Annotated in this window: 10 protein-coding genes; 7 read left to right on the top strand and 3 right to left on the bottom strand. The window is 44.9% G+C overall.

From position 1 onward, the window contains the following. Nucleotides 1–4 precede the first annotated feature (4 nt). The 3 genes from GV030_RS10035 to GV030_RS10025 form a co-directional block, all read right to left on the bottom strand. The gene (locus tag GV030_RS10035) at nucleotides 5–2491 is read right to left on the bottom strand and encodes an ATP-binding protein (protein WP_159582179.1); all 2487 of its coding nucleotides are present in this window, start codon (nucleotides 2489–2491) and stop codon (nucleotides 5–7) included. Between the two features lie 4 nt (nucleotides 2492–2495). After that, nucleotides 2496–3029, bottom strand: a complete 534-nt coding sequence (locus tag GV030_RS10030; protein WP_159582178.1) for a DUF4142 domain-containing protein — start codon at nucleotides 3027–3029, stop codon at nucleotides 2496–2498. A 92-nt stretch (nucleotides 3030–3121) separates the two neighbouring features. After that, nucleotides 3122–4015 (bottom strand): DUF4382 domain-containing protein, encoded by an 894-nt coding sequence (locus GV030_RS10025; protein WP_159582177.1) that lies wholly within the window; start codon nucleotides 4013–4015, stop codon nucleotides 3122–3124. 354 nt (nucleotides 4016–4369) lie between these two features. On the opposite strand from GV030_RS10025, the gene GV030_RS10020 reads away from it, so the two are divergent. From GV030_RS10020 to GV030_RS09990, 7 genes are all read left to right on the top strand, one after another. Then, nucleotides 4370–6052 (top strand): PAS domain-containing sensor histidine kinase, encoded by a 1683-nt coding sequence (locus GV030_RS10020; protein ID WP_159582176.1) that lies wholly within the window; start codon nucleotides 4370–4372, stop codon nucleotides 6050–6052. A 225-nt stretch (nucleotides 6053–6277) separates the two neighbouring features. Further along, nucleotides 6278–6469 carry a hypothetical protein gene (locus GV030_RS10015; protein ID WP_159582175.1) on the top strand — a complete coding sequence of 64 codons (192 nt, stop codon included), beginning with the start codon at nucleotides 6278–6280 and terminating at the stop codon, nucleotides 6467–6469. A 287-nt stretch (nucleotides 6470–6756) separates the two neighbouring features. Further along, complete coding sequence (locus GV030_RS10010; protein ID WP_159582174.1) at nucleotides 6757–7143, top strand: hypothetical protein; 387 nt, start codon at nucleotides 6757–6759, stop codon at nucleotides 7141–7143. Nucleotides 7144–7161: 18 nt separating this feature from the next. Next, entirely contained in the window at nucleotides 7162–9027 is a 1866-nt protein-coding gene (locus GV030_RS10005) for a tetratricopeptide repeat-containing sensor histidine kinase (RefSeq protein ID WP_159582173.1), read from the top strand. Between the two features lie 141 nt (nucleotides 9028–9168). Next, nucleotides 9169–9534, top strand: a complete 366-nt coding sequence (locus GV030_RS10000) for a hypothetical protein (protein ID WP_159582172.1) — start codon at nucleotides 9169–9171, stop codon at nucleotides 9532–9534. Between the two features lie 71 nt (nucleotides 9535–9605). Beyond that, nucleotides 9606–11456, top strand: a complete 1851-nt coding sequence (locus GV030_RS09995) for a tetratricopeptide repeat-containing sensor histidine kinase (RefSeq protein ID WP_159582171.1) — start codon at nucleotides 9606–9608, stop codon at nucleotides 11454–11456. 48 nt (nucleotides 11457–11504) lie between these two features. Then, a complete protein-coding gene (locus tag GV030_RS09990; protein ID WP_159582170.1) occupies nucleotides 11505–13406 on the top strand; it encodes an ATP-binding protein in 1902 nt (633 codons plus the stop codon). Nucleotides 13407–13430: the final 24 nt, after the last annotated feature.

Raw genomic sequence — 13430 nt, 5'->3', positions numbered from 1 at the left:
GTTTTCAGTTGAATATCTGCGCCTGAAGGGCTGATCTCAGGGAGGCTATGACTTGATCCAGTTCCTGTCGGATATGGTTCAGATCGGCCTCTGTAATGGTAGAATCCCGGTCATCGGCTCGTTTTTCCAGGTTCTTCAATAAATCTACTAATTGTCCCGCTTTGAAGTGTCTGGCGGGAGCTACTATTCTGTGTGCAACGAGCGAAATGTCTTCGTATGCTTGATTTTTCAAAGCGGTACTGATCTGCTGAAGGCCTTCCTTTGCCCCATTGATAAAGGTCTCTACCATGTCTTCCACAAACTGTTGGTCACCCATTTGCATCAGCGAGGAAAGGTCGGTGACCCTTTTTTGGGAATCTTCTGGTGGGGCGATGTTCAGAGCGTTGGCTATAGAATCAAAAAGTTCGGCTTCTTCAAATGGCTTTCTCATAATGTGATCAAAATGGAAAGTGGTCCCCCGACTTTTGTCCAGGCTGGAGACAGTGGCTGTGAGGGCGATCATTGGAGTGTTTTGATTGGGCCCAGCTGTGGATTTGATCTCTTCGAGTAGCTCCCATCCGGTATGGCCTGGCATCTTAAGATCGAGCAGGAGCATGTGATACGGTTTGGTCATGGCCAACTTCAGAGCGCTGGTGCCATCATGTGCCACATCAAAGGTGATTTGTTTTTTACTGAGAATGGTAGCCAGCAGCTTGGTGTTGAAGGGCTCATCGTCTGCAATCAGTACATGTACTCCCTGAAAATCATGTTTTGTCTCTTTGGTAGATTCTTCCACGGGCTGCTTGTCAGTGAGCGGATAGGCCATTTTCACAAATACTGAGGTGCCTTCTCCTTCCTTGCTGTCAAGACGTATACTTCCATGATGCAGATTGACAAGCCTCTTGGTAATGGCCAGTCCCAGCCCTGTACCCTTAGAGAATGAACTCTGATTGGCCTGCTCAAACTCCTGAAAGAGCCTCAGTTGATGGTTTTTGGAAATCCCTATTCCAGTATCTTTTACCTCCAGGGCCACGTGGAATTTGTTTTGCTTGCGCTCTCCGCTTACCAGTAGCGCCACTTCGCCTTTTTCGGTGTATTTGATGCCGTTGTTCAGCAGGTTGAGTATGATTTGCCTGAGCCGATGCGGATCTCCCAGTACATACTCAGGTACATTATCAAGCTCGCTATAGAGTTTCAATCCTTTGTGCGCGGCGCTGGCTTTTAGTAGCGTAATGCTGTCATCGCAGACCTGACGGATACTGAAGGGTGTTGTCTCCAGTTGGAGTTTTTCCGCCTGTAGCTTTGAGAAGTCCAGGATGTCATTGAGGAGTCTCAGCAGGTGTTCACTGGATTTGTGAATGATTTCTACCTGCTCCTTTTGTTCTTCATTCAGCTCGGTTCTCAGGAGGACTTTGGTGAAACCCGATATGGCGTTCATCGGTGTACGGATTTCATGGCTCATGTTGGCGAAGAACCGCTCTTTGGCTTTGGCCAGGGTTTCGGCCGATTTTTTAGACTCCCGCAGGAGCTCCTGATAGCGGCCGTTGCGCTGCACGTAGGTCACCATTATGATCACCGACGAGAGCAGCAGGAGCGTAGCCAGGCTGAAAAACAGGGTGATCTGCTGACTGGTTTGATTGGCCAGTTCTTTAGCCTTGATGGCCTTGATTTTCACCTTGGTGGTTTCACGGCTTTCCAGAAATGTCACCAGGTCTATTATTTGGTTTTGAATGCCAAAATGAGCCGAAAGGAGGTTCATCTCCTTTTCACGCTGGCGCTGACTGACCAGTCGCTGGCTGGATCTCATTTGATCCACCTTGCTATTAATCTGAGAATGATATTGTTTTTTCTCGGCCAGAATGATACTGTCCTGATTGACCTTCGGGGTGGCCACAGGTTCAGGCTTTTTGGCCAATAGTCGCTTGAAAAACCCTTTTTTCTCTTCTGGTGCTGAGAGCCCGGTGGTATCTTTTTTTGTTTGAGCAGGAGGTTTGGGATTGGCGGATATCGCATCCAAAAAGCCTTCTAGTTCTTTGAAGTCATCCTGCTTCTGATTGGATCGGAAATCAATTAGCTGGTTAAGTGTATAGGTTTTTTCATTGATCAGCGATCTCAGCGAGTCGTTGAAAACGAGCAGCTCTGTGTCAGTTTGGTTGAGCCCATTGATGGAGTCCACACGGGCAAATACCCTCGAAATGCTTCGGTTGTACCTTTCTATATATTTGGGATCACTGGTGAGCTCGTAAGACTCCACCTGGTTTTCCATATCGTGCAGGTTCACCAATATCTCTTTGTATTGGAGAAGGTTCTCATTGGAGCGATCATCTGTCTCCAGCTTGGAGACAATCTCCTCCAGATTCCTATAGGTGATGAACCCTGCACCTGCCAGGGAAATGGTAAGTATAATTAGCAGGATTCCCAGAAAATTGGCAATATGACTTCTCTTCACGCTTATTTGTAATGATCCTACAAATAAACGCTCTTCTCCGCTAAGTGTTATATCAAAAGCCATGAGATCAGGTCATTTCCAGGGCCTTTATCTTTTCACGAAGTGGTGACAGGGTGTTAATGATTTTTTCACTAAAGTCTTTGAGGCCTTCATTGTGTCCTTTAAGGGTGTAGTCCTCTGAAATACTCTGTAGCTCAGCTATTTTTTGAAGCATTATTTTTTGATAGAGACTGTCAAAATCATCCTTCTGCGCGGTTCTCAGCTGCTGGTAGATGAGGTCATTGTCTTTGCTGAGCACACTTGAGAGTTTCACTCGCCTGGCTGCGGCCTCTATTTTAAAGTCTAAGAGGAGGTTTTGGAATTCTGGATAGGCTTCTTCGGCAGTGAGGTACGTGTCTCTGCGATTGGCTTCAGTCATTGCCAGAGTGGAGAGATTTTGAAGCAGGAGGGTGAGGTCATTGGCTTCCATCAGGAAGGTGGCGTTTTCTTCCTGCCATCCGTCAAATCGCTGCAGATTGGTGCTCTGGGCACCGTAGTAAGTTCTACTTTGACAGCCTGCCAGTGCTAATATCGGAAGTAGTATGAGTATGAATTTTTTCATGGTGATTGGTTTTTGAAGGGTGGATAAAAAGAGAAAGCAGGACAGTTATGCCCTGCCTTCTCATTTCAAACAAGTGAATGTTTGAAGGTCTTTTAGAAATCAAGATTGATTAATACATTGATGTTCGCGTTTGCTTCCACTTTGAGTACACTCAACAGTGAGCCAGCTACCATCATGTCCACTTCGGAGGCGCTTCTGAAAGCGTAAGTATCCTCTTCAGGGTTTTCATCATAGGCCACAGCAATCAGGTCGTACTCGCCTTCTTCCATGTAGGCCATTGTGAACTGGCCATTGGCTACCACGGCACTGTTGATGGAGTTTTCAAACCTTGACTCGCCATCTGCTGGCTCAGCGGTTTCAGACTCTTTATAAGTGCCCTTTTCGTAGGCATAAACCACTACTTTATCAGCTGTATTACCAGACACAGTACCGTTGATGACGGCAGATCGGTCTTTGTTTACAATACGCGCGGTGGGTCGTAGTTTATATTCACCAGATCCGGTTTTCACAAAAGCTTTTCTGAGGTCAATGTCAACCACAAGGTTCGTTCTGCTATCACTGTTGATCTCATAATCACCTTTTACTTTATAACCGGAGGTAGTACCACTAGGTACATCCAGGTCAGCGGTAGTTCCATCTTTGAACTTCACATAAGAACCTTCATCCAGTATGAATCTCAGTTCGCTGTAACTACCTGCGTCAATCTGGCCTTCACCAAGATCGTAGGTAGCACCATTCTGATAGTCCATTACATTAAAGGTCTTCGGAGAATCGAAGGCCACTACCGTTTTGGTTTTACCCTGTGCTGTGGCTTGCACTTCATTTACTTTGAGATAGACTCCAGATATATTTTCGGCATCAACGGCCGCATCGGTGACTCCAATGCTTGCGGTACCTTTGGATTCTAACTCACTTTCGCAGGACATCAAAAACCCTGCTGTTCCTACAATAAGAATCGCTGCTAAAATTGATTTAAACGTTTTCATAACTTTCATAATTTTTGGTACGCTCTCTATACGCCAAAGCCCGTTCCAGAATTGGATCATAGCTTTAAGTTCCTGTAATACAGTGTGTTGAGATTAACTTGCAGAGCTGCAAGCAGCCTTTTTATTGTCATTTTGAACAAGACCTTCTCAAAATGACAATAGACTGCACCCTGAAGAACGATCATATTCTTTTGCTCCCGAATCCTGATATTTCGATAAAATCGTATATCTTAAGTGGGATTGAAAACTTCGATTTCGGAGTTTGAGATCACCAGCTCTCACTTCAGACACTATATAGTCAGGAGATTTACTCACTTCTACATCCAGTAATGAGCGTTTATAACGGAGGGTGTGATGGGGTTATCCAGGTTTCTTATCAATGTGCATGATGATCTTTCCGGGTTAGAGAGGCGGAAGTTTGTGGTCTTAAAGAAGGTCAACTTTGTGGCCATAGTGGTGGCTCTGGCGCTCATGTGCATCAATGGTTTCTCTGGGTTGGTCCTTCAGTCCCTTGCTTGTTTACTTGCCATTCTACTTATCTTTTTGCCCGTCATTTTATTGCTGAACCGTGGGAGATATCACTTTGCAGCATCATTGTTCACATTTGGGCTGCTGGCTATGCTATCCGGTGTGGCTTACTCCAACATCCTCATTGATAGAAAAACACACCTCGAGGTGATTATCATTGGTCTATCAGTCATAGCGCCGATTCTCTATGAGGGTTGGTGGAGAAGGTGCGTTTTCGCTTGCATTTTTCTTGCGCTCTGTGGCCTGGAGGCCCTCAAGTATATATCACATGATATTCCCCTTCCCTCCGATTATTGGTTTGCCCTCCTCAACTATTGCGTGGCGTTTCTGCTGATTTATTTTTTTAGCGCAGTTTTCAGAGATGAACTGGCCCGTTCTATAGAGGAGGCTGATCGCCTGAATGAAAAATTAACCTCTAGCGAAGAACAACTGAAGAAGTCCAAGCTAATGATGGATTCATTGTTGAATAACCTGCCCTTGTTTTTGGCTATGCTGGACAGAAAAGGGAATTATTTGATTGTGAATAAGAAATATGAAGATGCTTTCGGGATTCCGATACAAGAAATCATAGGTCATCATTATAGAGATGTACTGCCCGATGAGATTGTGGCTTTTCATGATCCGCTGATAGAGAAGTGTCTGGCAGGAACCCCTCAGGATTTTTATCAGAATATTTCTCAGGAAAACGGAGCTTTCACGCACTCCTACGGCAAGTATTTCCCCATTTTCGGTGAGGATAATCAGGTAGAATATGTGACAGTATTTGTGACTGATGTGACAGAACTAAAGGAGGCTGAGCATAAGCTTAGAGAGCTCAATCGGACAAAAGATAAGCTGTTCTCCATCATAGCCCATGACCTGATGAGCCCTATTGATACCTTGAAAAATACACTTTACCTGCAGGATCATGGCGAGCTGAGCCAGGAAGAGATGAAAAGGTATACTCAGAGCGTGAGGGAGAACCTTTCAGGCCTTTCGCATATGCTGGATAACTTGCTTTCGTGGGCCAAAGCTCAGTTTCATGGAGCACCCTCGCATAAGAGTGCCGTGTGCCTGCATCAGTTAATAGAAGAGAGCGCGGGTCTTTGCGAAGAGATTTTGCGGAAAAAGCAAATATTACTGCGCAACGAGGTGTCTACGGATTTGATTTTGCAGGTGCATGAAAATGACCTTCGTGTGATTATCAGAAACCTGCTGAACAATGCCCTGAAATTTAACCGTGAAGGAGGCAGTATCTATGTGAGTGTGCAGACCGAATCAGAATCAATAGTCTGTACAGTGCGAGATGAGGGGGTGGGGATCTCAGAGTCGCGGTTGGAGCAGATCAGGGGCCGTGTGGTGATGGATTCTGAAATGGGCACTTCAGGTGAGAAAGGGACTGGCATAGGACTTTCGCTCTGCTCAGAGCTTGCCACCAGAAATGGCTGGGGCATCCGGGTATCTAGCAAGAAGGGTGAAGGGGCGGCATTCACTGTAGTGATGCCAGTAAACGGCTTGATTTTAAGATGATCTAAGTTTGGAGTTGACTCAAGTAGAGTATTGGTTTCTTAGGGAAAATATGAGGATAGTACTATATATGCCTGTGAAAATGCTATTTAACCATCGAAAATGATCTCCCATTTCTGATTAAGGGCTGAAAATCCCTATTCACTCCTGATATTTCCTGTTGGCAACTGTTCAGTTTTTAATTGATGAGGTTTTTAGGAGTTTTGATATGTCCTAAAGAAAAAGATTATGATAACCTTCACCAATCAGCCCCAGACTGCCAGTTTTCAAGCCGAATTTGATGCGGAGGAGCAAATGCTCATCGCTTCTTGCGTATCCAAAATAAAGAAGCATTTGGATAGAAATCTTGAGTTGGCGAAGAGCCCTTCTCAGGTGTCCAGACTGCTCACTGCCAAGTGGTACATCAACCAAAATTATTAATCGTAAGACATTGAATTGTAGATAGAAAGGTTTCTCTTAATTGGGAGACCTTTTTTTATGCCAAAGTATATCAAAAGATAGTGCGCAGAGGTTGGATTGCACCTTGAGATCAATCAGTGCTGAACCACAAAATAGAATATTAGTGCCTGGAGGAATCTTTTTTTTCAAAGAATTACAAATGAATAGCTAACCTTTTGCGGATTAAGTTCTTTGAAAAACTATATCATTTGATATATTGGACGATCAAATTATAAACTAATTTTTTAACCGCTAAACCAAGCTAAACAATGGCAACAATTACAATTTATTTGAAGTACTCTGGGGGAGATTTACAGTATTCTACGGACAATGTAACTTATCATGATATGACCGAAACCTCCATAGTGGGAGCGAACCCTGGAGATACAGTGATGTGGACATGCGCAGATGACTCCATTGACAAGATCAATAACATTAATGTGGGCAAAACGAAAACGGCAGGGGGAAATTGGAAAGATATTTGGTCTAGCAAACCTGCTGCCACTGATAATACAAAGAGAACCTATAGTGGGGTGGTGAGTACCGACCCGGAATCTCCAACCAATCCTGCATTGAATGGCTACGACATCAATTATAAGATCAAAAATGGAGGTAATGTGGATAAAGATCCTACCATTCAGGTGCCGCAACCATAAATTTTGTGATTTTTACATATGACTAATAATCAAATCGGAAAGGTGGTGATGTTCACCACCTTTTTTTTTCTGTACTTGGCCAGCTACGCTCAGAATCAGAAAATGGCTGACAGTCTCAAGCTGACCCTTCCAGGAATCATTGAGGATTCTGTTTCGCTGAGTGTGTTAAAGAAAATAACCCTGAGTGAGACTAATCCTGATGAAAAGATTAAGTACAGTCTCATGCTGATTGAGCTATCCGAAAAGAGAAAAGACTATTACCATTTACAGTATGGGTATAGTGCACTTGGTATAGGATACAGGCTCAGAGGGGACCTGGAGAAGTCCTTGGAAAGCCTGTTTGCATCCGCTACCATAGCAGAGAAGTATGATTTGAGAACCAATCTGGGAGAAGTATATGCCGAGATTTCAAATACCTTTCTAAGGAGAGATAATGACATTGTCAATGCGATCAGTTTTAATAACAAAGCCATTGACATTTTTCGTGCCACCGGAGATACTCAACAATTGGCACTGACACTGCTGAATACAGGCTATAACTATTATGAGAATAAGGAATATGATTCCGCGATCATCTATTATGATGAGGCAAAAGCCATTTTCATTGAGATCAAGCTGACCATTGGTATTGCCTATAGTATTGGAAATAAGGCCCTCATCAAGCGGGAGCTAGGCGACTATAAGGGTGCCGAGGCTGATCTCAGGGAGGCTATTGAGATCCTTAAGCCACTTGGAGATACTTACGGAATTTCGGATTACCTTATCCATTTGGGGAAAATTTATGTAGACCAGGGGTTGATCGATAAGGCAATAGCCATCTACAACGAATCGCTGAAAATGGCCCGAGATATTGGCCTGAAGGAGCAAATGAGAGATGCGTATGGCAAACTGGCGGAATTGTATGAGGCAGAAGGAAACTATCAACAAGCGATGGGCTACCTGAGGCAATATTTTCTCTACAAAGACAGTATCTCAGATGCTAGCACCGTGAAAAAGCTGGCGGATATCCGTACGGAATTCGAAGTGGGTCAAAAGCAGGCGGAAGTGGACTTGCTCACCGCAGAAAAGAAGACTCAGCGAGTGGTCATGATTTCGATCGCTGCGTTTGCATTCATTTTGTTTATTCTGGCTATTGTGATTTACCAATATTATCAAACCAAGTCCAGGATCAATAAGGAGCTGGAAGCACTCAACCAGACCAAGGACAAGTTTTTCTCCATTATCTCCCACGATCTGAGGGGGCCGGTTAGTTCGTTTTTTGGGATTAGCCGAATGATCAAATTTCTGGTGCAGTCCAAAGAGACTGAGCAGTTGCTGGAGATAGCCGATGACATAGATGAGTCCGTAGAGCGCCTATCCACGCTGTTGGATAACCTGCTCACCTGGGCGATGCAGCAGCAGGGTCAGTTTCCGAATCATCCAGAAAAACTCCATCTGGCCGATATGGCTGGTGAGCTGGTGAACACACTTGGCACTATGGCCAAAGGCAAGAAAATTGACCTCTCTGCTGACGTGCAGTCAGATCTTGTACTCTGGGCAGACAAGAATACCACCATGACCATCCTGAGAAATCTCGTGAACAATGCACTGAAGTTTACACCTGAGGGCGGGCAGGTGACCATCTCGGCCCAACGAGATAAACAAATGGTGAAAACAGGGGTATCTGATACGGGTGTTGGGATTCCAAAGGAGAAGATGGACAGCCTGTTTAGGCTTCAGGATAAGAAAAGTACCTATGGCACTTCAGGAGAAAAAGGACTTGGACTTGGGTTGCAGTTGGTGCATGAATTTATCGAAATGAACGGTGGTAGCATCGAAGTGGAGAGCGAAACTGGAAAGGGAACCACCTTCATGGTGAGTTTGCCATTATTTGTAGAAAAGTAGGGTTGGCGGGGTTGTGACATTGGTTTTTTGTAACTCAAGTGACGGTTTTTGCGGATGATGTGCCACAGAAAGTGTATCATTTGATATATTGAAGGTAATTACGCTTAACTAATTTTTTCTAACCGCTAACCAACATAACTAATGGCTAAGAAGATTAAAATTTATCTGACCTATCAGAAAAAGGAGCTCTGGTGGAGCACAGACAAGGACAATTGGGGAATTGTCTCAGCCAAATCCCCGCAATCCGTTTTGGGTAAGAATTCGCAGATTACCTGGGTGGCATACGATAGTAGCATCGATGATATTACGGTGGATCTGGACAATGATGAGATCATTGACACTCCCCTCATAGGAGATAAGAAGGAGAAGACGGGTAAAGTAAAATCCAATGCTAACAAAGGAGCGCAGACGAAGTATACGATCAACGTGATCCCGGCCGGAGAGACCGCTGCCATTTCTGTAGATCCTGATCTGAAATACTGTGATCCCGAGTGTCCTCCGGGATAGCAATCAGAACGGGCCTGAACATTTTTTTGGCAGGTGGTTTTTTACCACCTGCTTGTTATCTTTCCAGCTGAATGACAACAAGATACACTTTACTATTGTTATTGACACTCCTTTTGAGTCCGAGTGTGGGGGCTAGTGATAAACTCGATAGCCTGAAGGGAATAAGCCTCCAAAATATGGATTATGAGGAAAAAATCAAGGTGCTCAAGTCCATTTTGCTGCATTCGGTCAATAACGACGATTCTACCATTTTCTATGGCAACAGGCTGCTGCAGGAGGCTCATGAGACTGATCATTCCAATAAGTTTTGGGCCAACGTGTATTTGGGTCAGGCTTATAAATCTCAAGGTAGCTATGAGTCAGCACTGGAATATCTTTTTGAGGCCCTCCGGATTGGTGACCATCTCACCAAAAAGGATGTAGCGATGGTCAACAGCCTTATCGGTACGCTCTACGGTAAAATAGGAGACGTTGAAAAACTTGCCCATTATTTCAGCTTGTGTATCGGGCAATACGAAACCGGAGATTATCAGGACTCCATAAGGCAGGTTATTGCTTATAACAATCTCGCAGAAGGATACTACAACAATGATTATCTCGACTCTTCGCTGAAGTACTACCAAAAAGCGGAATTTTTTGCTCAGGAACTCAAAAGAGAATACCTCACCAAGGTAATTACTGGCAATATTGGTATGGTGAATGCTCGCCTTGGTAACCTCGATTTGGCGGAAGAGCAACTATCTAATGCTTTGGAATACAAATCGTCGATGGGAAATGATGCCGGTACGATTACCACTTATCAGTTTCATCTGGCGGATGTTTATTTTCAAAAGAATCGAATCGATCAGGCGAGGGATCTGGTGGAAGAAGCACTGGCACTGGCACATCAGCGTGGGCTCAAGGAGCAGATTAGCGATGGGAGTTTGAAAATGAGTGAATTTTATACTCATGTAGGTGATTTTGAAAAAGCCCTGCAGTTTTACCAACAGCACATTGTCTATCGAGACAGCATTCGCAATCTGGCCATGATCCAGAACCTGGCGGATATGCGTACCAGGTATGAGGTAGGTCAAAAACAGGCTGAAGTGGATGTACTCACAGCAGAGAAGAGAATCCAACAACTGATCATGCTCGCCATTGGGGCTTTTGCGCTGGTGTTGGTGGTGCTGGCCGGGATTATTTACAAGTATTATCAGACCAAATCCAGGATTAATCGCGAACTGGAATCACTCAACCAGACCAAGGATAAGTTCTTTTCCATTATCTCCCATGACCTCCGGGGCCCTGTCAGTTCATTTTTCGGGATTAGCAGAATGATCAAGTTTTTGGTGCAAACCAAAGAAACTGATCAACTGATGGTGATCGCCGATGACATAGACGAATCCGTGGAGCGCTTATCCAATCTGCTGGACAACCTTCTTACATGGGCCATGCAGCAGCAGGGACATTTTCCAAACAATCCCGAAAGGCTCAGTCTGGGAGAAATGGCTGAAGAGATTGTTAAAACACTTGGCAACATGGCCAAGGCAAAAAATGTGGAGCTTTCAACCAGAGTGGAGGAGAACCTGGAAGTATGGGCAGATAAAAACATGACCATGACCATTCTTCGAAATCTGGTGAACAATGCACTGAAATTCACCCCGGAAAAGGGTCAGGTAAGGATATCCGCCAAGACTGTGAATGGACTCGCGGTGATTCGTATTGCGGACTCCGGGGTGGGGATTCCCAAGAGTAAACTGGATACTTTGTTTAAATTTCACGATAAGAAAAGTACCTATGGGACGGCCGGGGAGAAGGGGCTCGGCCTGGGCTTACAGTTGGTACATGAGTTTGTGGAGATAAATGGGGGAAGTATTGATGTGGAAACGGCAGAGAGCATGGGCACCACCTTTATTGTGAGGCTACCGTTACCGATAAGCTAAAATGGATTGGAGAAAGCCTATTTTGATCGAAAGTAGTTACCTTCATATATGATGAATCGAGAAGGCTATCATATTCTACTAGCAACATTCCTTTCATTATTGCCCTTTTTGGGCATTGGTCAGGATCAGTCGGTGGCTGATAGCCTTATCGAGGTAGCTGATAGATTTCCTCGGCAAGACACTGCTCGTCTGAGAATTCTTACCCTGATCGCCAATAATCAAACAGACCCCCAAAAGAAACTGAAATTTGCTGACCTCCTCATGGAGGAGGCCAGAGAGATACAGGATCTCAAGTTTCTGCATCATGCTTATTTAAATCAGGGCCAGGCCTATCGGCTCATGGGTGACTTTGATGTGGCTATATACTCTCTTTTCAAAGCGTTGGACTATGCAGAGAAGTCGGGGTATATCAAAGGGGAGGCTGGAGCCAACACGGCCTTGGCGGATGTTTATTCCATTTTGGGAAACCATAACAATTCTCTTCTCTATTATAAGGAGGCGCTCGGTCAACTCACCTCTCAGGACAGTGTTTTACTGGCTACCATTTTACTCAATATGGGCGATGAGTATTATATGTCTAATATGTACGACTCGGCATTGGTCTGTTTTCAGGAGTCGAAGCGGATCTATGAGCGAATGGGTGGTGATCGGTCGGGGCTTGCTTATAATTTGGGGAATATTGGTCTGGTACAGGCGCAGCAGGGAGACCTTGAGCAGGCGGAGCGGAATGTGAGAGCCTCAATCCGGGAGCTGGAAAAGCTGGAAGATCACTATGGAAGCGCCATTTTTCTCACTTACATGGCGGAGATTTATCAGCGAAAGGGACTGCTTCGTGACGCTAAGGAATTTGCAGATTCGAGTATGTCTATTTCCAGGCGATATGGACTAAAAGCTGAGATCAGAGACAATAGCTTGAGATTGGCAGATATCTATGCGATGAGCGCTGATTATGAATCCGCTTATAGGTACCATCAGGAGTATGTTGCCCTGAAAGACAGTATCTCCAACGATGAAATCTATAACAGAATCGAGAACTTGGAAGGGGCCTTTGAGCTGGCGAAGAAACAGGCGGAGGTGGACTTACTGAAGGCTGAGCAGAAAAATCATCAGATCATCGTCACCACCGCCACATTGATTGCAATCATCCTGACCATTCTGGCCTATGTCAGCTTCAGTTATTACCGATCGAAGGCGCGAATCAATGTAGTGCTGGAGGAACAAAAACGTGTATTGGAGACACTCAATGAAACCAAGGATAAGTTTTTTTCAATCATTTCTCATGATCTCCGAGGGCCGATCAATTCTTTTCATGGGATCAGTTCGCTGATCAAATACTTTGTGGCCTCCAGAGAGCCGGATCAGCTTCTGGAAGTGGCTGATGACATTGACAAGTCAGTGGACGAGTTATCCAACCTGCTGGATAACCTGCTCAGCTGGGCGATGAAACAACAGGGGCAGTTTTCTTATGCGCCTGAAGCGCTCAACCTCAAAGAGATGGCCGAGGAGCTGGTGGCCACACTGGGTAACATGGCCAGGGGAAAAGGGATCGCTTTGTCTGCGGATATTGATCCGGATATTTCACTTTGGGCGGATCGAAATACCACCATGACTATTTTGAGAAATCTGGTCAATAATGCTTTGAAATTCACTCCCAGAGGTGGCAAGGTGGAGCTTACTGCCAAGGTTAAGGATCAAATGGTGGAGATCCGCGTCGTGGATACAGGTGTGGGTATGACGGAGGAGAAGGTTGAGAATATTTTTATGCTGGAAGATGACAAGAGTACCTATGGTACTGCGGGTGAAAAGGGGCTGGGATTGGGATTGCAGCTTGTTCATGAGTTCATAGAGGTCAATAATGGTCGCATCTATGTACAAAGCCAGGAAAATGTGGGCACCGAATTTGTCGTTGAACTTCCTGCCAGTGTACAGACAGAAAGTGTAATGGTCTAGTCATGCCACTAAACCCTATTCCGC

Origin of the sequence: Marinoscillum sp. 108 (assembly GCF_902506655.1) — a bacterium.
GTDB lineage: Bacteria > Bacteroidota > Bacteroidia > Cytophagales > Cyclobacteriaceae > Marinoscillum > Marinoscillum luteum.
This window is presented reverse-complemented; position numbering and strand designations above follow the sequence as displayed.